A 23837-nucleotide genomic window follows, 5' to 3' on the forward strand; every position below is an offset into this window, starting at 1 on the left:
CTGATTAAAAATATTATTTTTAATCAGCTTTTCATTTAGGGGGGCAAGATGAAAAAATTATTGATGGGGAGTATCGTTGTAAGTTTAATGTTAAGTGGATGTGCTCAAGAAGGTTCAGATGAAAAAGTAGTGACGAAGGTAGAGGATACCCAGGGGAATAAAAAAGAGAGTAGAAAAATACAAGGTTCACAAATAAATCCACAAGTGCAAAGTCGCTACACTGTTTTAATGAATTCTACTGAGGGAGAAGCGTATACTTTGCATGTTTTTTCGAATAATGAACAACATGAAACGCAAAAAGAACCTTGGGTTGGTGCACAAGAAGGGGATCAAATATATAAAGGTGAATATCAGCTTGCCTTACAATCTACAAGCGCGACATTATATTTGCAAGAGGCGAAAATTGGAGAGTTTGTATTTAATACGTCTAGAAAAAATGGATTTGTAAGTAAAGGTACACCAGATTTTTTCATAGCACTGCAACGTGAGTCTTCTAATTTTTCAACAGTGAAAGCTTTTTACATTCATAAAGGGAAAGTGCTCGAAGTGAAAATTGATGAAGATGATTTTGGTATTACAGGAACTTGTTTTAAAGCTTTAGATAAAGGGAAGTTTCTTATTGGGAATTATGATAATGGAGAAGGAATGTGGTATTTTTCAACTTTCCAAACCGATCTTGAAACGGGAAAAGCGAAACGGGTTGATCAGAAAAAGCTTCCTTTGGAGGAAGGGAATGTATATGTTAAGGACAATTTCAAATGATACATTAGGAGAAGCAATTTATGGTGGTATGCTAGATTACTAGGAAGAACAAGCTCAGAATGTATCTTCTTTCTGTTAATAAACATAAAGAGATTGTCAATAGGCAGTCTCTTTTATTTGCGAAAGGATTTAGAAAGGTTTCTCTTTATTTCCGGCATATGATATCATTTAATTTTATATACAAAAATATTCGAGTAATTGTAATCATAACAATTTTAAACGATAAAGGATGATAATAGATTGAGTAATCATAGTAAAACACCTGCATGTATATATACGTATGCGTTTCGCGAAGAGGAGCGTGCTTTATGTTACTTGGAAATGCGCTCGTTCTTTGGGATGGAGTCTCACGTTAATATTTTGAAAAGTGAAGTCAAGATTGCTCCGAGTAGAAGTCCGTTTATTAAAGAGCGCGTTGAGGTTATGTATGAAGGGGACGACTTAGAAAGCATTTTAGAACAAGTGGAACAAATTGATTTAGCGGGAGCGACATTCAAAGTTATCTTCGTTAAAATCAATGATCTTGGTAAAGAAAATAAAATTGAATATGGGGAAAGACGCCTTATTGAACGAGACCTCGGTATGCATATTGAAGGAGAAGCAGACGTTCGTAATCCAGAGCGCGTATTCGGGATTGTTCCTCTTGGAGGACGTTGGTACTTCGGGCACTATGTAGAAAGTAATCCAGTTTGGTATCATCACATAAAAAAACCGCATAGCTATTCGACATCACTGAGCACACGTGTTGCTAGAGCTGTCGCAAATATCGCTGTACCAAACCCAGATGGAGTACGAGCAATTGACCCGTGCTGTGGCATTGGAACAGTAGTAGTAGAAGCACTTTCTATGGGGATTAACATCGTTGGTAGAGATATAAATCCACTTGTAGTTCTTGGAACGAGAAAAAACATCGCACATTTCGGGTTTGAAGGAACAGTAACAAAAGGCCCAATTGAAGAAATTACTGAGAACTACGACGTCGCAATTATCGATATGCCATACGACCTATTTACGCACGCAACACCAGAAGATCAACTCTCGATTCTTTCAAGTGCGCGCCGTATCGCAAAAAAAGTAGTCGTTGTCACGATGGAAACAATGGACGACATGATTCATGAAGCGGGATTTGAAATTACAGACCGCTGTATCACAAGAAAAGGATCATTTTCTAGACAAATTCTGGTTTGTGAATAAGAAAAAAGGTCACCCGTTAGGGTGGCCTTTTTGGTTTGTATGAATGTGTAATTGGTTGGTGGAATGGGGAGATGATTTGTCGATAAGTCGATATACTATGTTGAACCGCTAATATATTTCGAGAATCAATCGATGTTAGATTCCTCTTCTTTCGTTTTCTCTTGTTGTGCGATTAATAAATTGCGCAATACGTGTCCGCGGTAACTTTCTAGTTTTCGTCCTTCATGATAGCGGACACCTAATTTTTTAAGTTCAGCTACGTACCAGCCTTTTGTTCCGTAATACATGAGACCACTTCCTTTTTTCTTTTGAACAGTATATGTTGTGGGGATTTGGAACTTTCTCATCAAATTAATATTGAATATTCAGTTTATTTACATTATGATTAATTTAGTATCGGATGGCAGTGAGTAGCCTCGCTGTAAGCCCGGATTTATATTTGAAAATGAAGAGAGTAGCTTCTTTCCACTTGAGCTTCTTTAGCAGGAGTACGAGCTAGAAGGATAAGGGGAGTAAATAAAATTCAATGCAGCTGTATACGATGCTTTTCTGGCTTTTAACATAGTAACGGAGGGTGAAATATGCGCAAAGGAACTTTTTTCATGGCTGGACATTCGAGGCTTCCAAAAGGGATGGCGGTTCGCAGTATGTACGAAACGTTAACAATTACAATTGAAGCAGATCATAAATATCATGTCATTATTGAAGCGTCATGTACACTTGCAACAGAGCACGGGAGAGGCTTCGTCGCCCAAATTTTAAGAGGACATAGTTTACGAGATGGTATTGAAGAAATTGTGCAAGATATTACAGATCATTATCAAGGAAAAGCGCAAAATGCTATCGTCAGTGCGGTCAAAGATTTGCATCGCCAATATGTAAGTTATTTAAATGATGAAAAGCCTGTGGAAGAGTACGAGGAAACAAATTTATAATCAATGTCTAGTTTATAACGATAAATGAGAGCCAGTTGTATTTCCTTTAAAGAGATGCGACTGGCTTATTTTATTTGGGAGTAAGTGAGATGAATACGTGAAAAGAAATTCAAGTTGTAAAACAAGAAGCGAAAAAAGGGGATTTATAAAATGTGTAAAGTATGTCGAGGAAATAATAAAAAACGAATTGACAGTTAGAATATTTAGAATTATTATTTAATTAATAAGATCCATTCGAGAAATTAGCCTTCTCTAAATTCGATCTTGTTTTCCTGTTTTGCACATATTTTCATATGAACTGTCTATTATTATTGTACTTTAAGAGATTAAAGACACTCGTAATGATAAGCCAGTTGTACGTTTCTACGATTTTCTGTCGTGGTGCGTATGACTGGCTTTTTGCTGTTAGGGCAGTAAGACCAAATCTCGGCATAAGAAGATAAGGATAACTGTCTGTAAAAAGCGTCAATACGTTCTTCATATTTCAATTAGGGAGGAATTGAAATGTCGATTATTACAGAACAAAGTACGAAGATGAAGTTTGCAAAAAAATATGAGGGGTATGAAATTATTCCTCATCCGGAGCATAAACGTTTATATCATATTATATTAAATCAGCAATTGCTTAAGCAGTTTTTTGAAGAGGTAAAAGAGCATTCAGAGCAGTCATTACAATACATTCCGTATTCACGGTTTAATCTTGCGGATGGAATGAGAAAGATTTTTGGGCAATCATTTATGGATAACATTCGCGGCATTATTCATGACCGTGAAACGGGCGGATTTACAATTGGGGTGCAAGGTGAAACGGCAGATCCAGCAGACTACGTGAAATTTGCAACAGCATTAACACATTTAATTGGGGCGCCAAACTTCGATGCAATGACAGGAACGTATTATGCAAGATTTAATGTGAAAGATACGGATAGTAGTGATTCTTACCTTCGTCAAGCGTACCGATTGTTTACACTTCATACAGACGGTACATTCGTTGATGAACCGACAGATTGGCTTCTTATGATGAAAATGGAAGAGCAAAATGCAGTAGGAGGAGAATCTCGTTTACTACATTTAGACGATTGGGAAGATCTTCAAAAATTTAGAAACCATTCACTCGCATCTGTTAAAATTACGTATAAAGCACCACCAAGTAAAAATGCGCAAGAAATCGTCTATCGTGAAACGTTTTTTGATGTAAATAACGCACCATGTATTTGCTTTATTGATCAGTTCGCTTATCCAGATAATATGGAACAAGCAAACTATTTGAAAGACTTATCCTATTCAGTTGAAAACTCACGGGCAACACATGCATTAAAATTACCAGTTGGTGACTTAGTTCTTTTAAACAATTTATTTTGGATGCACGGAAGAGCTGCATTTGAGAAAAATAAAGATTTATATAGAGAACTCATGCGTCAGCGCGGTTGTTTTTCTAAATAATATGTAAGGCAGGTCTTTTGAATAGACCTGCCTTTTATCCCACTATTTGCCGGGCAGTAAAACTCCCACCTTAAAATTCGGCTGAAGCAAAGAAGTTAGGTGGAAGATTAACTGCCCGTAAACGCCCGATTGGTGAAGACTAATAATTAGTGGGGATGGACGAAACCCCACTGATTAAAGTTTCACTTTATACGATTAAGGGGGAATTAGAGTGTATGACTTTATAATTATTGGCGGAGGAATTGTTGGTCTATCAACTGGAATGGCTTTAACGAAAAAATTCCCTCGTGCGAAAGTCGCGATCATTGAAAAAGAAAAGGAACTTGCACACCATCAAACTGGACATAATAGCGGAGTAATTCATTCTGGCATTTATTATAAACCAGGGAGTTATAAAGCGAAGTTTGCCAAAGAAGGAAATGCAGCTATGGTTCAATTTTGTAAAGAAAATGACATCGCTTATGACATGTGCGGAAAAGTAATTGTCGCTACAGAAAGAGAAGAACTTCCTCTTTTACATAATTTATATGAGAGAGGCTTACAAAACGATTTACACATTTCAAAAATAGATAAGGAAGAATTAGCTGAAATTGAACCTCATGTAAAGGGACTAGGGGCCATCCGTGTTCCTTCTTGCGGGATTGCTGATTATAAAGGAGTCAGTTATGCATTTGCTCACTTAATTCAAGAAAGCGGCGGTGAAGTACACTTAGGAACAGCCGCAGAGCGTATTACGGAAAAGAAAGATGCCGTAACAATTGAGACAAACAAAGGCACATTTAAAACGAAATTTCTCATTAACTGCGCTGGCTTGCATAGTGATCGCATTGCGAAAAAGACAGGTATATTAACTGATATGAAAATTGTTCCGTTTCGTGGTGAATATTACGAACTTGTCCCAGAAAAACGCCATCTTGTAAAACATTTAATTTATCCAGTTCCAAACCCAGAATTCCCGTTTTTAGGTGTTCATTTTACAAGAATGATAAACGGAGACGTACATGCAGGACCAAACGCAGTAGTAAGCTTCAAGCGCGAAGGTTATACGAAAACGGACTTTAATATGAAAGACTTCATGGAAACAATGACATACACAGGCTTTTGGAAAATGGCGATGCCAAATATGAAAGAAGGCATAAAAGAGATGGTGCGCTCATTTAGTAAACAATCATTTTTAAAAAGCTTACAGCGCCTCATACCAGAACTAACAGAGAAAGATATCGTGCCAACACATGCAGGGGTAAGGGCACAAGCTATTTTATCAAACGGAAATATGGTTGATGACTTTTGCATTATTCCTGGCATCAATTCTCTACATATTTGTAATGCACCATCTCCAGCTGCAACGGCAAGTATAAAGATTGGTGAGGAAATTGCTAAGCAAGTGCCGGATGTGGTGGCGGTGAGGGTTTGATGGGTCCCCCAGGGTTTTCGGGGGATTTTTTTGTTTTGAGGTTTGGTGAGTGTGGGGCTAAATTGGAGGCTAATAGTCACCAACTGTTTACTGTATAAAAAAGTAGACAGTAGTGTATGTTTTTTTGAAAAATGTATACAGATTTATCCCGCATTAACAGGCAGTAAGACTCCCGCCTCAAAATTCAGCGAAAGCAGAGAAGTTAGGTGGGAATCAACTGCCTGTAAAAGCCCGATTGGTTCAACTAATAATCAGTGGGGGATGAACAAAACCCCCACTGATTAAAGCTTCACTTTATACTCTATCCGTTGGCATGATACTTGCATTAAAAATAGTATCAACATATAGGGGAGAGATAGAAATGAAGGTTAGCAAAATATACACAACTATTGATGCGCACGTAGCTGGGGAACCGCTTCGAATTATTACGGGCGGCGTGCCAGAAATAAAAGGGGAAACGCAATTAGAAAGACGCGCATACTGCATGGAACATTTGGATCACCTTCGTGAAATTCTTATGTATGAACCGAGAGGGCATCACGGAATGTACGGTTGCATCATTACGCCGCCCGCAAGTGCTCATGCTGATTTTGGTGTATTATTTATGCACAATGAAGGCTGGAGTACGATGTGTGGTCACGGCATTATTGCTGTTATTACAGTAGGAATTGAAACAGGTATGTTTGAAGTGACTGGTGAAAAGCAAAAATTCACTATTGATAGCCCTGCCGGGGAAGTTATTGCGTACGCAAAGTTTAACGGGAGTGAAGTAGAGTCAGTATCATTTGAAAATGTTCCTTCGTTTGTATATAAAAAAGACGTTCCTATCAAAATAGATAACTATGAATTTCAAGTAGATATCGCGTTTGGTGGAGCCTTTTATGCTGTAGTGGATAGTAAAGAATTTGGTTTGAAAGTCGATTTCAAAGACTTACCTGCTATTCAAACGTGGGGCGGAAAAATTAAACATTATATTGAAAGTCAAATGGAAGTAAAACATTCATTGGAAGAAGGTTTAAAAGGAATATACGGTGTTATTTTCTCAGATGAACCGAAAGAAAAAGATGCTACTTTACGAAATGTGACAATCTTTGCTGACGGGCAAGTAGACCGTTCTCCTTGCGGCACAGGAACTTCTGCGAGACTCGCAACTCTTTTTGAAAAAGGTTCCTTACAAAAGGGAGAAACTTTTATCCACGAATGTATCACAGATGGTCATTTTGTGGGAGAAGTATTATCTGTAACAGAGGTAGCTCAATATGAAGCAATCGTTCCGAAAGTAACCGGGCAGGCATTTATTACAGGATTTCATCAGTTTGTATTAGATCCGAGAGATGATTTGAATCGGGGATTTTTGTTAGGATAAAGTGAAACTTTAATCAGCGGAGGGGTTTATCCTCCATTGATTATTAGCCCACACCAATCGGGTTTTTACTGGCAGTTGATCTCCCATATAACTTCTTTGTCCAACCGAATTTTCAGATGGGAGTCTTACTGCCCGTTAATACGGGATAGAAGGGAGAGGTGGAAAGATATGCTAGTTATAAGCGCAGAAGAACAAAGAAATTTAGTAAATATGAACGAAGTCATTGCATACGCGGCGCTTGCTTTACAAGAATTTTCCGCAGAAAGAACAATCACACCAATACGTACTTCATTACCATTTGCAAGCGAACAAAATACGGCATTAATTATGCCTTCAGTAGCGGAAGGACTTGAGGCGCTCGGCTTAAAAGTAGTAACAGTCGCCCCGCAGAACAAAAAGATAGGAAAGAAAACGATAAACGGGATTGTAATGCTATCAGACTTTCAAACGGGAGAACCACTCGCACTTTTAGAAGGATCGTACTTAACGATGATCCGAACAGGTGCCTTATCAGGAGTAGCAACAAAACATTTAGCTCGTCATAACGCAAAAACTTTATGTATTATTGGAACCGGTGAACAGGCGAAAGGAATTGCAGAAGCAGTATTAGCGGTTAAAAATATTGAAAAAGTCATTTTATACAATCGAACGGAAGAAAAAGCGTATGCATTCGCGCAACATATACAAACGACATTCGGCAAACCTGCTTACGTTTATAGAAATCCAAATGAAGCGATAAGCGAAGCAGACATCATCGTCACAACAACAAATGCATCCACACCAGTCTTCTCAGAAAAACTACAAAAAGGTGTCCACATAAACGCCGTCGGTTCATTCAGACCGAGCATGCAAGAACTACCATCTCACGCCATCGCGAACGCAAACAAAGTAGTAGTCGAATCAAAAGAAGCAGCATTAGAAGAAACGGGCGATCTTCAAGTGCCAATAAAAGAAGGTTTATTTAAAGCTAGCGACATACACGCCGAACTTGGTCAAATTATAAGCGGTGAAAAAGCTGGTAGAGAGAATGAGGAAGAGATTACTATTTTCAAATCAGTTGGCTTGGCTGTAGTAGATATTATCGTTGCGAAGTATTTGTATGAGAAAGCGGTGGAGCGTGGGATAGGGAATAGGATTGAGTTTTGAGGCTGCCTTTTGGTGGTCTTTTTTTGTGGGAGGTATTCGTTTCTATTAATAGATTTAAAACTTTCAACATTTACAAAAAAGTTTGACTTTATATACTGGTAGTGGTAATTTAAAACTTATAAGAAAACTCGGAATTAATTCCGAGTTTTCTTATGGGTATAAACAGTTCGAGGGGGCCGAAAGATGAAACGGAAGTTATTTGCATTACCATTTGTCCTAATACTACTTATTGCATTAGCGGCTTGTTCTGGGGAAAAAGATTCTTCGAAGCAAGCGGGCACTAGTAAGTCAGGGAATCCGAAAGATGGAGGGGCGTTAACGATTGGTGTTAGCGATAATCCAGATACGATGAATCCGCTTTATGCGAACGATCGTGTGTCATTAACTGTGCAGCAAGCTTTATATGCGCCGCTATATCACATGGAAGACGGTAAGAAAAAGTTTGTTCTTGCTGAGAGCTTTACGCCTTCAGAAGATCAATTAACGTGGACGTTGAAATTAAAAGATAATTTAAAATGGCATGATGGTAAGAAAATTACATCAGACGATATAGCATTTACATTCCAATCTATTTTAGATGAGAAGCAAAATAGCTCAAGTCGTGAAAACTTTATTTTTAAAGGAAAACCGCTTGAGGTGAAAAAAGTAGATGAGTTAACGACTCAATTTGTTTTACCGCAAGTAAGTGCATCTTTCGAAGGTGTAATGAATGATTTCTTCCCAATTCCGAAACATGTATTTGAAGGGGAAGCAGATTTAGCGAAGAGTACGAAAAACTTACAGCCTGTTGGATCAGGTCCGTTTAAGTTTAAAGAGTATAAATCAGATGAGTACGTTGCATTAGATCGATTCGATGATTATGTAGGTGGTAAAGCTAAATTAGACTCAATCGTATACCGCGTTGTAAAAGACCGTAATACAGCAAATGTTTCACTGCAAAATGGTCAAATCAACATGAAGATGATTGAGCCGCAAGACTTTAAGAAATTAGATAGCACTGGGAACTTCTCAATGGTGACATTCCCTGAAGGTAGATTATTCTACTTATCTTATAACATGAATACAGATTTGATGAAGAAAAAAGAAGTACGCCAAGCAATTGCGCATGCGTTAGATAAAAAAGAAATGATTAACTCAGCATTCGTTTCAGGTGAATTTGCAGAACCAGCAAATTCAATCTTAACGCCAGATGCTATGTATTATGCGAAAGATATTAAAGACTATAAGTATGATAAAAAAGAAGCGAAAGATTTATTAGCAAAAGCTGGCGTGAAAGATAAAGAAAAAGTACGAGTTATGTATGTAACGAATAATAAAATTATGGAAAGCTTAGCGTTATATACACAACAAAAATTACAAGAAGTTGGCTTACAAGTTGAACTAAATGCATTAGATGCTAGTGCGGCAAGCGAAAAAGGCTTAGATAAAGAGAATAAAGAATATGACATTACATTTGGTGGTTACATTATGGGACCTGAGCCAGATTCATATAAGAGCTTATTCTTAAGTAATGCAGAATACAATTATGCACGTTATAAAAATGCTGACTTCGATAAGTTATGGGAAGAAGCTGCAGTTGAAACTGATAAAACAAAACGCGCAGAGCTATACCATAAAATTCAAGAGACAGCTAGAGAAGACGTACCTTATCTACCAATCGCTTATCCGAAAGCAGTTATTGCAGTAGATAAAAAGTTTGATGGATTGAAAGAAGCGAAAGCAATTCCTGTCACAATGTTTGAAGATCTATCTAAGATTTATGAAGTGAAATAAGAAACAGTAAAGAAGCTGGTGGAAATCAGCTTCTTTATCCCGCTTTAACGGGCAGTAAGACTCCCTCCTCAAAACTCGAAGAATGCGAGGAAAGTAGGGCGGGAGTCGTCGGATTGTCCGTTAAAGCCTAATTGGTGCAGGCTGATTAAAGTTTCGCTTTATCCTGAGGGGGGAAGTTTGTGTATAAAGTAATTGCAAAGAGACTTTTAAATGCAATTCCACTTTTATTTGTTATTTCTATTATTTCTTTTCTATTAATAAAATTAGCGCCAGGGGATCCGGTTCGAAACTTTGTCACGCCGAATATGAGTCCAATTGACGTGGAGCGTATTCGCAAAAGTTTAGGACTAGATCAACCCATTTACGTGCAGTATTTTTTATGGTTGAAAAACATTTTAACAGGAAACTTTGGTTACTCACTTCAAAATCATCGTCCTGTTTTGGAGCTCATCACAGAAAGATTACCTGCAACAATTGGGTTAATGGGATCATCTTTACTCATCTCATTCGTAATCGCAATACCACTTGGATTATTTACAGGTGTGAAAAAGAATTCATACTTTGACCGCATTATAAACTTTATTTCATACGTTGGTATTTCTATGCCGGTTTTCTGGTTTGCACTACTATTAGTCTACTTATTCTCTTTAAAATTGAACCTACTTCCGAGTATGGGTATGCGCACCGTAGGTAAAGATTCTGTCTGGGATATTGTGCAACACGGCATTTTACCTTGCATGGTGCTAGCGTTCCAAAATGTATCTGTTTATATGAGATATATTCGTTCAAGTACGATTCAGCAATTAGAAGAAGAATATGTACAAATTCAATATGCGTACGGCGCTTCAAAGAAAACAGTGTTATTTAATCACGTACTTCGAAATGTATTAATACCGATCATTACAATTTTCGGATTATCGATTCCAAGTTTAGTAGGCGGAGCGTTTATTACGGAGACAGTATTCTCATGGCCAGGACTTGGTTCACTGGGGGTAAATGCTATTTTTAGATTTGATTATCCGATTATCATGGCAATTACATTACTATCATCATTCATGTTAATTCTCGGTAACTTAATTGCTGATATTTTATATGGCGTAGTAGATCCACGCATTCGCATGAGGGGGTGATTTGGAATGAATAATAGGAGATTTCAAACGATAAAAAGTAGTTTTACAAAAAATAAGTTTGTAGTAATGGGAGTTATTATACTTTCGGTTTTAACGATCGCATCAATTTTTGCATTCGTATCGCCATACGATCCTAGTAAAATGTCGATTCCAGATCGTTTACAAGAACCGAGTTTAAGTCATCCTTTCGGAACGGATGATTATGGAAGGGATTACTTAACGAGGGCGTTATATGGCGGACGCGTTTCACTTGCGGTCGGTTTCCTTGCGATGGTTGTTTCTATTACAATCGGCACTGCAGTTGGAACAATTAGCGGATATTTTGGCGGAAAGTTAGACAACTTTTTAATGCGAGTTGTTGAAGTACTTATGTCAATTCCATCATTCTTTTTAATGCTACTATTAAATGCGTATTTAAAACCAGGAATTACGACGTTAGTTCTTATTATTGGATTACTAACGTGGATGGACACTGCGCGTATCGTAAGGGCAGAAACGTTATCTGTAAAAGAGCGAGAGTACGTTTTATACGCAAAAGTATCAGGACAAAAATCACTCATGATAATTGTAAGACATATCATTCCTAACATTTTATCAACCATTATAATCGCCGCGACATTAACTATTGCGACATCAATTTTAATGGAATCATCACTTAGCTTCTTAGGTTTAGGTATTAGAGAACCAGATTCTTCTTGGGGCAGCATGCTAAACAATGCGCAAGGATATATTGGTGAAGCTTGGTATTTAACACTCTTCCCAGGATTTCTTATCCTTTTAACGGTACTTAGTTTTAACGTAATTGGTGAAGCGCTTAAGAAAGCTTTCGCACCAAAAGGAGCTGGACATGAAAACTAACGTGTTAAGTGAGAGGAGTGAGAAACGTGTCTGAAAAACTACTAGAAGTGAAAAATTTAAAGACTTCTTTTTTCATAGAAAGTGGCGAAGTTGAAGCAGTTCGCGGCGTTACATTCCGCTTAAATAAAGGAGAAGTAGTCGGTATCGTTGGGGAGTCTGGAAGCGGAAAGAGTGTAATGGCAAAATCCGTTATGTCTCTCGTTACGTCGCCAGGGAAAGTGAAAGAAGGAGAGATTCTTTTTCATAATGAAAACATCCTTTCTAAATCTGAAAAAGAATTGCGTTCTATTCGAGGAAATCAAATTTCACTTATCTCTCAAGATCCAATGTCGGCGCTAAATCCAGTCGTGAAAATTGGGAAGCAAATGACGGAAGTAATTATACGACATCAAAGAGTGAAAAAGAAAGAAGCAGAGCAGATCGCGATCAACTTGTTAAAACAAGTCGGTCTTTCTTCACCAGAAGAAAGGGTAAAACAATATCCGCATGAACTAAGCGGCGGTATGAAGCAGCGAGTTATGATCGCAATGGCGATGTCTTGTAATCCAGACCTTCTCATTGCGGACGAACCGACGACAGCACTTGATGTAACGATACAAGCACAAATACTAGATTTAATGAAAAGCTTAAAGAACGAAACGAATATGGCGTTACTTCTTATTACGCACGACTTAGGAATTGTCGCGCAAAATTGTACACGTGTCATCGTTATGTACGGCGGGCTTATTATGGAAGAAGGACCTGTACTTGATATATTCCAATCGCCGAATCATCCATATACGAAAGGGCTATTAAACTCCTTGCCGAAAATATCGAACGGCGTAAAAGAAAGACTCGCGCCAATTCAAGGTGTAACACCAAACTTACTACATCCGCCGAAAGGTTGCCCATTCGCAGAGCGTTGTCCGCATAAGATGGACATTTGTGAAAAAGAACGTCCGCCATATTTTGAAATCGGAAACGAAAGACGCTCTATGTGCTGGCTAAATGATAGGGCGGTAGGTGATTCTCATGCATGAAGAAAACTTAATTGAAGTTCGGAACTTAAAAAAGTATTTTCCTATTAAAAAAGGACTATTCGGCAGAAAAACAGAGCAATTAAAAGCAGTCGATGACCTTAGCTTCACAATTAAAAAGGGTGAAACATTCGGATTAGTAGGAGAATCTGGCTGCGGAAAATCAACGACAGGAAGAAGTATCATTCGTTTACACGATGTTACTTCAGGCAACGTTTTATTCGATGGAAAAGATATCGCAAGCTTAAAGGAAAGTGAACTAAAAGAATATCGAAAACGAATGCAAATCATTTTCCAAGATCCATACGCGTCATTAAACCCGGCAATGAATGTGTTCCAAATTATTAGCGAACCGATGAACATTCACGGCTCTTACACAGCCGAAGAAAGAAAAGAAATCATTCTAGACCTACTCAAAAAAGTTGGCCTAAAAGAAGAACACCTATATCGCTACCCGCACGAATTTAGCGGAGGCCAAAGACAGCGAATTAGCATCGCGCGCGCACTATCTGTAAAACCGGACTTCATCCTATGTGACGAACCAATCTCAGCACTCGACGTCTCAGTCCAAGCACAAGTCGTAAACATGCTGCAAGATATCCAAGAAGAAACAGGCGTCACATACTTATTCATCGCACATGACCTATCTATGGTAAGACACATATCAGACCGAATCGGAGTCATGTACTTAGGAAACATAGTAGAAATTGCCGACAGTGAAGACCTATACACAAAACCGGCACATCCATACACACAAGCACTACTCTCATCCATGCCAGAACCAGACCCAACAAACGCAGGCAAAGAACGAATCATCCTGCAAGGTGAAGTTCCAAGCCCGCTCAACTCACCATCCGGCTGCAAATTCAGAACGCGCTGCAAATTCGCCACTGAAAAATGCGCGCAGGAAGTACCGAAGATGGTCGAGATTGCGAAAGGGCATAAGGTGGCTTGTCATTTATTTTAGATTTGAGGAAAAGCATTGGGGGGACCTGGTGCTTTTTTGTTTTCTTTGTAAGGAGCGGGGGTGGGATTGCTGGGGGATTTTGGCGGTAGTTTCTGCGGAATTTGTAGGTAAGTTGATATGTTGGGTCGAATTGTTCATATATTCGAAGTGGTGGACGATCCGGATTTAATATGCCTGGGTTTAACCAAGCAAAGGATACTCTTTTATCCGCTAAAGTAAAATATGGAGATCATTATGAAAGAGTTAAACGCAGAAAAGTACTTGCACCAGATGTAGAGTATACATCACCATCAGGTCATACTTATAAAACTGATAGTGAGAGGCGAATTACCAGTGTAGAAGGAGAATTAAAAATAGGGGATGCTAAAAGTAATCCTTATGCACAACGAAAAGCTGGGCAAAATGGACCAAATGGAAGAAATGATAGATTAAAAGATGATGATGGGGTCATTTAATCGCAAGTATGTTTGAGGGATCTGGTGATATTGATAATTTGGTGGCAATGAATTCACAAATAAATCGTTCTGGTGGTAAATGGTATAGTCTTGAACAAAAGTGGTCGCAAGCTTTAGCGGATGGAAAAACGGTAAAAGTAAAAATAGAGCCTATATATTCGGATGATAGTATAAGACCTTCTCAATTTAAAATAGCTTATGAGATTAATGGAGAAATTAAAAAAATTAGGATGAAAAATCAATCTGGAGGATAAGTATGGAAACTAAAAAAATGGAAATAATTTATCAAGAAATAGGTACAAAAATAGATGAAATTATACCTGGAGAATGGAACGAGATTTATCTATATGCTGAATCATTAGAAGATTCGACAGAAGCGTATTTCTTCTTTACTTCCCCTAAAAAAGATGGATTTATTTATTCGAATAATATCCCAAAAGTATATGATGTAGATGAGGGAATTTATGATGACTTATTATTCGAACTATACGACGCATTAGAGAAATTACGTGAAGAATTTAAGGAAAACGAACAAGAATTATGGACAAACTTGACATTAACTCTACATGATTCAGGAAAATTCAAAATAGAATATGATTATACAGACGTGCTATCGCCTGAACATAATCCTACAGAAAGGGAGATAATATGGAAATACAAATACCTTGGTATTACTCCCGATAATGAAAATGACAAGATTCGTTTAGCGAATTATCTTAAAAATATAGAAGGTAAATAAAAATATTTATAATTGTGTGTTATGTTATACTCTATGAATTATCATTCATAGAGTATTTTTTTATAAAATTTAATGGTTAAAAATGCATAATTCTCATACTTAATTATGATAGGGAGTAGATAGGAACAAAATATAATCTCGTTTGGAGCAATGACGTTTAAGAGCCCACTTCATATCTTCGATTTGTTTTTTGCTACAGATGGATTGGACATCAATGAGATGTTTTTTTTGTTCACGGATTTTTAACAGCTTTATTTACAGTGTTTTGAATGTAAACTAATAATAAAAAGTTTGCTTTCATATTAGAAAAGGTTAGTCCCTCATTTCACTCCACTCCAGCTAAAAACCACACACCCAAAAACAAAGGGGAACTCAATTGTTTAAACTCATATAAAGTTTCAATCTTGTCTAAGCATTCATTAGGATATACAATTGATCATCTATTTTTCTTTACATAATCTCCAGATACGGTCCATATCAACTATAGATTCTTGTCTTATGCTAAATGTAATCAAAAAGCAAGTAGATAAAGATAATGACTAAAACATTAACTCTAGATACTTTTTTGATGAATATTACAAATAAACAGGAGGTAATGAAAAATGATTAAAACATTATTAGCAGGAGCACTTTTAAGTACAGGATTGGTAGCGGGAGGTGCAGTAGGTGCAGATGATGCGAAAATGGACAATTTAAAGTCAAATGAAAATAGTTCAAATCAAGTAATTACACAGAGTGCAGATGGAACAACGTCTTTCTCACAAAACTTTGATTTACCTAAAGATGCAGTGCCAGCAACTCCTAAAGGAGACGCAAAAACTGTTAAAAGAACAGAAGGTACAGGTTCTCAAGAAGGAAAAATGGTACCAACAAAAGAAGGTACAGATTCTCAACCTGGATTTGAAATGGGAGCCCCTGAAAAACTAGAACATGCAAAAACTGTTGAAAGAACAGAGGGTACAGACTCTCAAGAAGGAAAAATGGTACCAGCAAAAGAAGGAAATTAAATAATATATAGTTATAACGAAGAGCATCCAAAAAGTGGTGCTCTTTTTATATTATAGGGATCAACTGGTTTTAGTGAATATAGAACTGTAGCGGGAATTCAAGCTAAAATATGGGTTACTGTCTCTTCAAATCATGGTGTTGGAAGCGCTAGTTTTGGTGGTAACGTTACAATACAAACATTTTATTAGAGATTTTTTAAATTTACATACACTCTAGATAAACTACATATCAACTTCAGATACTTGTTTTATGATGCAAGTAATCAAACAAAAGGAGGGCAATACAAAATGATTACAACAGTATTAACAGGGCACTCTTTTAAGTACAGGAGATTATTAACAGGTGGAGAAAATGTTGAAGATGTACAGACAGATAAGCATACTCAATATGAACAAAATGAATTGCAGCAAACTCTAGAAAAGTACGATTCGAAGAAATTTGAGTTATAAAAAGAAAATAGATAAATTAACAAGAGAAAAGTAATTTGTGTATATAACAGGTGATTTTCATTTGGATATAGGACTTGAATCAAACTTTTATACTAAAATATATACGGCAAAAAGGAGGGAGTACATTGCACAAAATTATTTATGGAATATTAATTTTAATTTATACTTTGTATTCATTTTTTGTAAGTGATGGAAGTGAAGTAAGGTTTATTATGCTGTTAACTATAGTACTTATCTTTTCTGTGGTTTTAGAAAAAGGAAATGCAAACAAAACGACGGATTAAGGGGCGTTTTGTTTGCATTTTTTTATTGGCTATTATAGTCCAGATGTTTTAGGGGTAGCACCAAATCGCCATCACCTTAAGAAAATAGAACCACCCCAGAACGTAAAAATGAGCTTTTTATTACAAGTTAGCACCAAATTTCGTTTTTGGGACACTATTAAATTTTTAGTTGATGAAAACACCCGCCTAAAATAGAAAACTTTTAACCTATTATCCTTTATTCCGTAGCTTTTAAGGTATTTAACACGACTTTGGTTGCGTCTGCAATAAGTTTATCATCGTATTTAGCATCTTCTTTATCATGATTAGAAAGTATAGCAAGAACAATCGGCTTTTTATTTGGTGGCCAAATAATTGCGATATCATTTCTTGTTCCGTAAGATCCCGCGCCTGTTTTATCAGCTACTTCCCATCCTTTTGGTACGCCCGCACGAATCAATTTATCTCCAGTTGTATTTCTCTTCATCCAATCTACTAATAGTTCACGTTTTTCTATTGAAAGTGCAGTTCCTAATATAAATGATTGAAGTGTCTTAGCTATCGCTTCTGGTGTACTGGTATCATGTGTTTCTCCTGGATGCACTTCATTTAATTCAGGTTCAAATCGTTCTGAAGTAGTAACAGTATCTCTCATTTCTCTCAAGATTTTTTCAAATTCAGAGGGGCCGCCTAACTGTTTAAGAATCAAATTATGTGCTGTGCTGTCACTATATCGAACTGAAGCATCTGCAAGTTCTTTTAATGTCATTCCTGTATCAACATGCTTTTCAGTAATTGGATTATAATTAGAAAGATCTTCATGAGTATACGTAATCCTTTGATCAAGAGCTTCTAATGAGTTCTTGCGTAAAAGAGCGCCCACAGCTAATGATTTAGATGTAGATGCAAATGCAAAACGATCATCTGAATGATAAGCAACAGTTTGATTCGTACCTGTGTCCAGTGCATAAATACCAAGCTTAGCATCATATTCTTTTTCAAGTTTAGCAAAAGATTGATTACCTGTATTTTCTTGTTTAATTTGATTAGCTTGATTCGTTTGTTTAGGTGATTCAGATTGAGTGTTACTATTGGAACAGCCTATAAGTGATACACATGAAAGCAATACTACAGGTACAATCTTTTTGTAATGTAAAATGTTTAAGAACTTGTTTAAAATGAACATAAATTTTCAACCTCTTTCAAGAATATATGGATTTTGTCTAGGTATTCTAAATACCAATGCAATTAAAGATGGCATAGGGGAACAATACTACTGCAGTTAATATCTCACAGGTTAAATGACATCAAAAACGTTTATATGATTGATAAGTCACGGTTTGGGTTGTTTCTTTTTTGTTTTCACTTGTAATGGTTCACCTGTGAAAGTATTACAATACATGTTTTTACTTTTGGGAATAATAAGTCCTTTCATTTTTTTGTAATACATAAAAATAGATGTCAAACGGGATATGTTGTATCCAATCTGGACAACTAATATTAGAAATACACTTATTAGACACTCTAAGTGATAAATTTGTTCCACTTTAAGATGAGGAAGAATTTGGGGTTTGTAAAATAACAATGGAACTACGTGTTTTTTCGTCATACAAAAACCCCTACATATAAGTAGAGGTTTTTAAATTATATATGAATGAATTATGCTTTTTTAGATAAAGAAAATCGAGTTCAGGTAAACGAAGAACATAGAAGAAACGTTGTTTGATAAACTTAAAGATACTGTTGAAAATAACGTAGAAGCGATGGATCAGTTGTACGAAAAATTTATTCGCCAGATAGAAAATACTCCTATTATCGGGCAATATCATAACTACAAAAAAGGCAAAATGAAGCGGTGTTAGATGAACTTAAAGGAATATTAAACACAATTTTACATCCAATAGATAGTGTTGAGGGCGCTGTGTATGCTCTTTCTCACATCGACGGAACATTTGCTGCTATGGAATGAAAGATTTGGATTAAATGCAACTATTATTACATTCGGAAATAATATCTCTAACGCTGAAAAGATATTTGATCTAGGGATTCTTTTCTATATTTTAGAAACAATTAAAGCGAGAAGAAGTAGAATATTTAATGATTAGAATTGATAATATTCTAATATTCAATAGAAAGATAAAATGTTTAAAAGTTCAGAATAATAGATTATAATATGTTTAGTAAAATTAACCAATATATATTTTGCTTATTATGTATTAAAGGGGAAATGAAAATGGCTGGACAAATTCGTATGTCACCAGAGGAGCTTAAATCAAAAGCGACTCGATATGGACAAGGTGCAAATCAAATTGAGGATATTTTACGTCAATTACAAAACTTACAAAATGAATTAAGAGGAGAATGGGAAGGTCGTGCTTTCGAAGGTTTTGATCAACAGTTCAATGAATTAAAGCCAAAAGTACAAAACTTTGCACAGCTATTGCAAGAAATTAATATGCAGCTTAATAAAACTGCAGAGGCTGTTGCTTCTCATGATGAAGAATTATCACGTAATTTCGGTTTGAAATAAAAATTGCTTTACTCTATATAACAAGCATTTCAAATGAGCCATACAGCTTATATTGTATGGCTCATTTGATTGCATGCCTAGAGCGAGTGATATTGATAGGGATATATATTTTATGAGATTTCTTTGATGCGTTTGGAAAACTTATAGAAAGGGTTTGAAAGAATGGGACAATTTCAAAGTAATTTACAAACAGCAACGCAAATTGCTACGAAAATGGCATCAGCCTCTGATAGGATTCAAAGTGCAACAACTCGTTCTATAACAAAGGCGACGCGTACAACATTATCTGTTAACTTCAAAGCAAAAGAAGCGAATCAACAAATGTTAGACTTGACGAAACAATTTTCCGCTGCCTTTCAACAAGCGGTTGATAATATTCATTCGGTATCTAATGAATTTGAGAGAATGGATAACGAACTTCACAATACTTTTCGCTAATGTGACAACCTACGTAAAGTAATATAGTAGGAGGAAAAAGATGAGTCAAGATATTGAAAAACAAATTAATCAAGTAAATCAAAAGTTACGAAGTGTATTTGAAGAACAAGACCGAAATCAATCTGCGATTCAAGCTCAAGAACAAGCGGAAGCAGATTTTTATGAATGTAGAAGTCGAAATCGTCGTTTGTTTGATCGAATTTTAGGAACTTGGCATGGTGATAGAGAAATGTCCCAGTTTTTTATGAATACGTATCAAGATGCACAACATATTGAACAAAAAGTCACATTTGAATTGGAAAACAAAAAAGAAACGTTGCTTAAAGAAAAACGAGACCTTAATGATTTAGAAAACGCCCTTTCCTATCAACAACAACAATTAGCAAGGGAGGTCAATGCATGAGTTTAAATATGTATTTGGGAGAAGTACGAAGCCAAACTCAAAGTATGAATGCTGTATGTACCGCTACCATTCAAGGTATGGAACAAGCCATTCAGTCGATTGACGCTTTTGCAACTGATACTGTGTTACAGGGGCAAACATATAGCAGTGCAAAAGCATTTTTTGTACAAACCTTTCGTCCTTTAGCGCAAGGAATTATTTACTTATGTGAAGAGCTAATCCGTCAGAATAATGCCTTTCCAAGTCAATTTCAATCACAAGTAGCTCAGGCAGATGTTATTGAACAAGAAGTGTTAGAACAAATTCGAGAAATTGACCGAATGAAAACAAGTATGGAAGCTGTCAATCAAGCTATGCCAATGCCGGGTATGGATGCCATGGTAAATCTTTTTATTGTTATGAGGCAAAAACTGCAAGAAAAGCTGGATCATTTGTATCAATTCAATCAGACCTCTAGTAATAATTATAGTACAGCACTTCAATTAGCAACTAGCATTGCTGCAGGTCTTGCGGAAGTTCAAAGTGGGAAAGGGTTTAGTGTTGTCAGCGGTACATTTAGTACACAAGGATTGAATATGGATTGGATAGCGCCTATTCAGAAAATTACAGAAAAGAAAACTCTTGAAGCAGATAAGAAAAATTCACGAGACGAAGATGCTAAGTTCATGGAGGGATCAGTAAAGGGTAAAGAAGGAAAGCGAGTTGGATTTGAGGCTGAAGGGTCTATAATGGAAAAAAAGAGCAGCTTCTCTAATGGTGATAAGCTTACTAAGGAACGATATATTGATGAGCTTTCAACAAAGGCTATAGCTGGGCAATTGGATGTGAATATACCCTATGATTGGAAGAGTTTAAAAGAAGATGTATTTGCTAGTAAAGTTATTGGCTTAAAAGGGGAAGCAGGTATTTTAGATAACTCATATAAATTTAAATCCACAATTCCTTTCATGACACCTTTAGGTATTATACAATTAAAAGATAGAGAGGTTACAGTTACTCAAAAAATTTTTTCAGGAGAAGTTGTAGCAGGTATTGACGATTACTCCTTAAAAGCAGCATCGGAAGCTTCTACACTTAAGTATGAAGTAGAGGTAAGTATGCTACATTTTCCAGATTGGTTGCCAATTATTGGAGGTACAGACCTAAAAATTAAAGGTGATTTGGGATTGGGTGCAATAGGTTTGAAAGGTAGCGTTGGAAAAGAAACTGGTATAACAGTTCCTGTTTTAGAGGGGTTTACTGTGGGAAGTAGTTTTAAATTTGAAAAACCTGAGGAGAAAAAATGATATGAAAACACCATCGTATAAACCATTATATATTTTAGTGTATGTCGTAATATCCGTATCTATTATAGGGTTAATGATTACTCCATCCAACAATTGGTGGGAAAAATTGTTAGGAACTATCGTTCTCATTCTTTTGGGAGCAGGTTTAATATGTTTTTTAAAATTCGGACGGTGGGCGCAAGAGAAATTTTATGATAAATTTACAAAAAAACGGGATTAATATAAGACTGGAGTAATTAAGATATGCGTACAATAAATAGAATTCTGACTTTTACTGTATGTATTATGTTTATGTTGTTAATTGGGGCTTCTTCTACTATACGGTTAGAAGATAAACTTTTACTTATAGGTGTGCTACTAATTTGCAATGTTATTGCATACTTTACAGTAGAGTATATCTATAAACGTATAGACAATAAGAAAAAACAGTAGATTTATAATTCGCGAAATTCATTTAATATTTAGGAGGCAAAAGTATCAATGAAACTATTACCAATTGGAACAGTAGTTAAGCTAGAAGATATGGAACAAAGCGTTATGATTATTGGCAGAATGGCTATTTCAGAAGATAAACGTGAATTTGATTATGTAGGTGTTCTTTACCCTATTGGATTTATAGGTAATGAGAATGTGTTGTGTTTTAACTACGATAAAATCACAGAAGAAATGCATAAAGGATACATGACAGATGAAGAATTAGTTTTACGTGAAAAGTTATTAGAAATGTAAATAAAGCTTTTGTTTATAAATATCCTTTTAGTAAGAATACTTTAAACGTCTTGGGAGAAATCTTTAAAAGATGACATGCTATAATTTAGTATGTCTTTTTTATGAAAAAAATTCTTTTCTATCTAAATATCTGCCTTTCTGCCAATTTCATATGCTGCTCTAGATGCTTCGAATAACTTTTGATTACGTTGCTGTTTAACTTGTTTTATGATAATTGTGGCATACTGATTTAAGGTGGTTTTGGTGCGAAATTCTTGCAAGTAATCTACTAAACTTGGACATATTGATATTATTAATCTACAAAAGATGTGTAATCAGTATGGAAAAGGAAATCTATGTTGATTTTCGATAAATTTTAATAAAAAATGTATCAAGAATATTATCTTTTTCTTCTTTGTTGATACCAATGTATTTTAGTGTGATTTGTGGTGTGCTGTGATTTGAAATTTCTTGCAACACGGCTACAGCTTTAGTTTGTTTATAGAACCAATAGCCGAAGGTTTTGCGCATGGTGTGAGTCCCAATAGATTCGATACCAGCAAAATCTTTGGCTTTTTTAAATTTTTGATAAGTCTAGATCTTATTAATGGGTTGATCTTTTTTTCGAGAAGCGAATAATATTTCACAGAAGGTGTAAAATGAGATGTTGATTTAGATGGTGAGGGTGAAGATGATAGTATTAAGGATATGGTGAACACGGGTGCGAAAAAAACTTGGTCAACAGTAGCAGGGTGGTTTAATTAACATGAAAAAAAATACAGATTATAATAAAAAAGCTTTTGAATACTATATGGCTCTTTATGCTGCAAATGATATAAGATCGACTATAATTACTCTTGTGATTGGGATAGCAGATATATTTGTGCTTTTACCTGCTTTTGCGAATCCTGTTCAACCGATATATATGTACATAATAGTTCCACCAGTTGCTTTTTTAAATTTATGGGCAATATGGATTGTTATAAATCCTAGGAAGCGGCAATTACAATATACTCTATTTCGTGGGGTATTTGGCATCGTATGTTCAGTAGGATTATTAGTTATAACCCAAAAGTTTGCATATGGAATGTTAGGATTACAAACTCCCATCTACTTTATTTTTTCGGTTGGTTTGTATATTTTTGCTTTGAATTATTATTATAAAAATCATATTAAAAAACTTCAGGAACCAATCAAAAAATCAAAATCATCGAAAAAAAACTCTGGTTTCGGAGTAGTTGCTTTTATAGGATTGGGTCAACTCGTTGCTAATATCAGTCTTGGTTTTGCAACACAAAAGATGGTAGCAATTGTATTACTGTGTGTATACTCCATGCTTTCGTTTATTTTGTTTCATTTCATTATGGAACTCCATAGGTACTATTATTTAAGGAAGCATATAGAAGATGGGGGTAGAACACATACAACCTTTTAAAGAGGTTTATTGAATTTTAAGTATTGTGGTTGCGGTCCTCTTCTAGTCAGTAAAGACTATGGAAAAGAGAAGGGAGAAACAACATCATGAATATAGAATTACATTTAGATAAAGGAAGG

At 36.0% G+C, this 23837-nt stretch carries 28 protein-coding genes and 3 pseudogenes; 27 read left to right on the plus strand and 4 right to left on the minus strand.

Annotation, left to right across the window (positions count from 1 at the left end; all coding sequences use genetic code 11):
- Positions 1 to 48: 48 nt before the first annotated feature.
- Both ACS2MN_RS05890 and ACS2MN_RS05895 read left to right on the plus strand, forming a co-directional pair.
- The gene (locus tag ACS2MN_RS05890) at positions 49 to 762 is read left to right on the plus strand and encodes a hypothetical protein (RefSeq protein WP_088056105.1); all 714 of its coding nucleotides are present in this window, start codon (positions 49 to 51) and stop codon (positions 760 to 762) included.
- Positions 763 to 1002: 240 nt separating this feature from the next.
- On the plus strand, positions 1003 to 1956 hold the full coding sequence (locus ACS2MN_RS05895) for a TRM11 family SAM-dependent methyltransferase (protein ID WP_088056106.1): 954 nt from the start codon (positions 1003 to 1005) through the stop codon (positions 1954 to 1956).
- A gap of 125 nt (positions 1957 to 2081) precedes the next feature.
- On the opposite strand, the gene ACS2MN_RS05900 is transcribed toward ACS2MN_RS05895, so the two are convergent.
- Entirely contained in the window at positions 2082 to 2303 is a 222-nt protein-coding gene (locus ACS2MN_RS05900; protein ID WP_179192255.1) for a YflJ family protein, read from the minus strand.
- Between the two features lie 234 nt (positions 2304 to 2537).
- Between ACS2MN_RS05900 and ACS2MN_RS05905 the strand changes: the two genes are divergently transcribed.
- The 13 genes from ACS2MN_RS05905 to ACS2MN_RS05965 all read left to right on the plus strand — a co-directional run bounded on the left by ACS2MN_RS05905 (position 2538) and on the right by ACS2MN_RS05965 (position 15198).
- Positions 2538 to 2891 (plus strand): DUF3870 domain-containing protein, encoded by a 354-nt coding sequence (locus tag ACS2MN_RS05905; RefSeq protein ID WP_001225458.1) that lies wholly within the window; start codon positions 2538 to 2540, stop codon positions 2889 to 2891.
- A gap of 504 nt (positions 2892 to 3395) precedes the next feature.
- Positions 3396 to 4334: a glutarate dioxygenase GlaH gene (gene glaH / locus ACS2MN_RS05910; protein ID WP_098821592.1), complete on the plus strand. Its 939-nt coding sequence runs from the start codon at positions 3396 to 3398 to the stop codon at positions 4332 to 4334.
- Positions 4335 to 4545: 211 nt separating this feature from the next.
- Positions 4546 to 5748, plus strand: coding sequence for an L-2-hydroxyglutarate oxidase (gene lhgO / locus ACS2MN_RS05915; RefSeq protein WP_088056108.1), 1203 nt, complete (start codon positions 4546 to 4548; stop codon positions 5746 to 5748).
- 313 nt (positions 5749 to 6061) lie between these two features.
- Entirely contained in the window at positions 6062 to 7114 is a 1053-nt protein-coding gene (locus tag ACS2MN_RS05920) for a proline racemase family protein (RefSeq protein WP_015000183.1), read from the plus strand.
- Positions 7115 to 7282: 168 nt separating this feature from the next.
- Positions 7283 to 8260 carry an ornithine cyclodeaminase family protein gene (locus ACS2MN_RS05925; protein ID WP_346994054.1) on the plus strand — a complete coding sequence of 326 codons (978 nt, stop codon included), beginning with the start codon at positions 7283 to 7285 and terminating at the stop codon, positions 8258 to 8260.
- Between the two features lie 183 nt (positions 8261 to 8443).
- Positions 8444 to 10033 carry an ABC transporter substrate-binding protein gene (locus tag ACS2MN_RS05930; RefSeq protein ID WP_000823575.1) on the plus strand — a complete coding sequence of 530 codons (1590 nt, stop codon included), beginning with the start codon at positions 8444 to 8446 and terminating at the stop codon, positions 10031 to 10033.
- Positions 10034 to 10212: 179 nt separating this feature from the next.
- Complete coding sequence (locus ACS2MN_RS05935) at positions 10213 to 11163, plus strand: ABC transporter permease (RefSeq protein ID WP_098709072.1); 951 nt, start codon at positions 10213 to 10215, stop codon at positions 11161 to 11163.
- Between the two features lie 6 nt (positions 11164 to 11169).
- Positions 11170 to 12021: an ABC transporter permease gene (locus tag ACS2MN_RS05940; RefSeq protein WP_001065314.1), complete on the plus strand. Its 852-nt coding sequence runs from the start codon at positions 11170 to 11172 to the stop codon at positions 12019 to 12021.
- A gap of 26 nt (positions 12022 to 12047) precedes the next feature.
- Positions 12048 to 13040 carry an ABC transporter ATP-binding protein gene (locus tag ACS2MN_RS05945; protein ID WP_200203693.1) on the plus strand — a complete coding sequence of 331 codons (993 nt, stop codon included), beginning with the start codon at positions 12048 to 12050 and terminating at the stop codon, positions 13038 to 13040.
- The gene (locus ACS2MN_RS05950) at positions 13033 to 14004 is read left to right on the plus strand and encodes an ABC transporter ATP-binding protein (protein ID WP_346994055.1); all 972 of its coding nucleotides are present in this window, start codon (positions 13033 to 13035) and stop codon (positions 14002 to 14004) included. Before ACS2MN_RS05945 ends, ACS2MN_RS05950 begins: the two co-directional genes overlap by 8 nt.
- A gap of 170 nt (positions 14005 to 14174) precedes the next feature.
- Positions 14175 to 14459, plus strand: coding sequence for a DNA/RNA non-specific endonuclease (locus tag ACS2MN_RS05955; RefSeq protein WP_200203694.1), 285 nt, complete (start codon positions 14175 to 14177; stop codon positions 14457 to 14459).
- 47 nt (positions 14460 to 14506) lie between these two features.
- On the plus strand, positions 14507 to 14713 hold the full coding sequence (locus ACS2MN_RS05960) for a DNA/RNA non-specific endonuclease (protein ID WP_371411024.1): 207 nt from the start codon (positions 14507 to 14509) through the stop codon (positions 14711 to 14713).
- Between the two features lie 2 nt (positions 14714 to 14715).
- Positions 14716 to 15198 (plus strand): antitoxin YezG family protein, encoded by a 483-nt coding sequence (locus ACS2MN_RS05965; RefSeq protein ID WP_098805364.1) that lies wholly within the window; start codon positions 14716 to 14718, stop codon positions 15196 to 15198.
- A 120-nt stretch (positions 15199 to 15318) separates the two neighbouring features.
- Here the strand turns inward: ACS2MN_RS05965 and ACS2MN_RS05970 are convergent.
- Positions 15319 to 15438, minus strand: a pseudogene (locus tag ACS2MN_RS05970) (tyrosine-type recombinase/integrase); the annotation flags it as partial.
- Between the two features lie 362 nt (positions 15439 to 15800).
- Here ACS2MN_RS05970 and ACS2MN_RS05975 point away from each other — a divergent pair.
- The 3 genes from ACS2MN_RS05975 to ACS2MN_RS05985 all read left to right on the plus strand — a co-directional run bounded on the left by ACS2MN_RS05975 (position 15801) and on the right by ACS2MN_RS05985 (position 16939).
- Positions 15801 to 16205, plus strand: a complete 405-nt coding sequence (locus ACS2MN_RS05975; protein WP_088056121.1) for an alpha-ketoglutarate permease — start codon at positions 15801 to 15803, stop codon at positions 16203 to 16205.
- A gap of 288 nt (positions 16206 to 16493) precedes the next feature.
- Positions 16494 to 16655 carry a hypothetical protein gene (locus ACS2MN_RS05980; RefSeq protein ID WP_000633632.1) on the plus strand — a complete coding sequence of 54 codons (162 nt, stop codon included), beginning with the start codon at positions 16494 to 16496 and terminating at the stop codon, positions 16653 to 16655.
- Positions 16656 to 16780: 125 nt separating this feature from the next.
- A complete protein-coding gene (locus tag ACS2MN_RS05985; protein WP_000548946.1) occupies positions 16781 to 16939 on the plus strand; it encodes a hypothetical protein in 159 nt (52 codons plus the stop codon).
- Between the two features lie 217 nt (positions 16940 to 17156).
- Here ACS2MN_RS05985 and blaIII read toward each other — a convergent pair whose 3' ends face one another.
- On the minus strand, positions 17157 to 18104 hold the full coding sequence (blaIII, locus tag ACS2MN_RS05990; RefSeq protein ID WP_346994056.1) for a class A beta-lactamase BlaIII: 948 nt from the start codon (positions 18102 to 18104) through the stop codon (positions 17157 to 17159).
- Positions 18105 to 18615: 511 nt separating this feature from the next.
- Here blaIII and ACS2MN_RS05995 point away from each other — a divergent pair.
- The 8 genes and pseudogenes from ACS2MN_RS05995 to ACS2MN_RS06030 form a co-directional block, all read left to right on the plus strand.
- Positions 18616 to 18884: pseudogene (locus ACS2MN_RS05995) on the plus strand (hypothetical protein); the annotation flags it as partial.
- Positions 18844 to 19023, plus strand: a complete 180-nt coding sequence (locus ACS2MN_RS06000; protein ID WP_052943411.1) for a hypothetical protein — start codon at positions 18844 to 18846, stop codon at positions 19021 to 19023. The pseudogene ACS2MN_RS05995 and the gene ACS2MN_RS06000, both read left to right, overlap by 41 nt.
- Positions 19024 to 19151: 128 nt before the next feature.
- Positions 19152 to 19448 carry a WXG100 family type VII secretion target gene (locus ACS2MN_RS06005; protein ID WP_000918596.1) on the plus strand — a complete coding sequence of 99 codons (297 nt, stop codon included), beginning with the start codon at positions 19152 to 19154 and terminating at the stop codon, positions 19446 to 19448.
- 162 nt (positions 19449 to 19610) lie between these two features.
- Complete coding sequence (locus ACS2MN_RS06010; RefSeq protein ID WP_052943410.1) at positions 19611 to 19886, plus strand: TIGR04197 family type VII secretion effector; 276 nt, start codon at positions 19611 to 19613, stop codon at positions 19884 to 19886.
- 40 nt (positions 19887 to 19926) lie between these two features.
- Positions 19927 to 20289 carry a DUF3958 family protein gene (locus ACS2MN_RS06015; RefSeq protein WP_052943409.1) on the plus strand — a complete coding sequence of 121 codons (363 nt, stop codon included), beginning with the start codon at positions 19927 to 19929 and terminating at the stop codon, positions 20287 to 20289.
- Positions 20286 to 21575, plus strand: coding sequence for a T7SS effector LXG polymorphic toxin (locus tag ACS2MN_RS06020; RefSeq protein ID WP_346994057.1), 1290 nt, complete (start codon positions 20286 to 20288; stop codon positions 21573 to 21575). The genes ACS2MN_RS06015 and ACS2MN_RS06020 overlap by 4 nt, the downstream gene beginning before the upstream one ends.
- A gap of 1 nt (position 21576) precedes the next feature.
- Positions 21577 to 21795 (plus strand): hypothetical protein, encoded by a 219-nt coding sequence (locus tag ACS2MN_RS06025; protein ID WP_000856866.1) that lies wholly within the window; start codon positions 21577 to 21579, stop codon positions 21793 to 21795.
- Between the two features lie 260 nt (positions 21796 to 22055).
- Positions 22056 to 22304, plus strand: a complete 249-nt coding sequence (locus tag ACS2MN_RS06030; protein ID WP_000771621.1) for a DUF4176 domain-containing protein — start codon at positions 22056 to 22058, stop codon at positions 22302 to 22304.
- Between the two features lie 333 nt (positions 22305 to 22637).
- On the opposite strand, the pseudogene ACS2MN_RS06035 reads toward ACS2MN_RS06030, so the two are convergent.
- Positions 22638 to 22922: pseudogene (locus tag ACS2MN_RS06035) on the minus strand (tyrosine-type recombinase/integrase); the annotation flags it as partial.
- A gap of 127 nt (positions 22923 to 23049) precedes the next feature.
- Between ACS2MN_RS06035 and ACS2MN_RS06040 the strand changes: the two are divergent.
- A complete protein-coding gene (locus tag ACS2MN_RS06040) occupies positions 23050 to 23718 on the plus strand; it encodes a hypothetical protein (RefSeq protein WP_052943406.1) in 669 nt (222 codons plus the stop codon).
- Positions 23719 to 23837: the final 119 nt, after the last annotated feature.

It is taken from the genome of Bacillus cereus group sp. BceL062 (assembly GCF_051780025.1).
In the GTDB taxonomy this organism is placed as follows: Bacteria; Bacillota; Bacilli; order Bacillales; family Bacillaceae_G; genus Bacillus_A; species Bacillus_A toyonensis.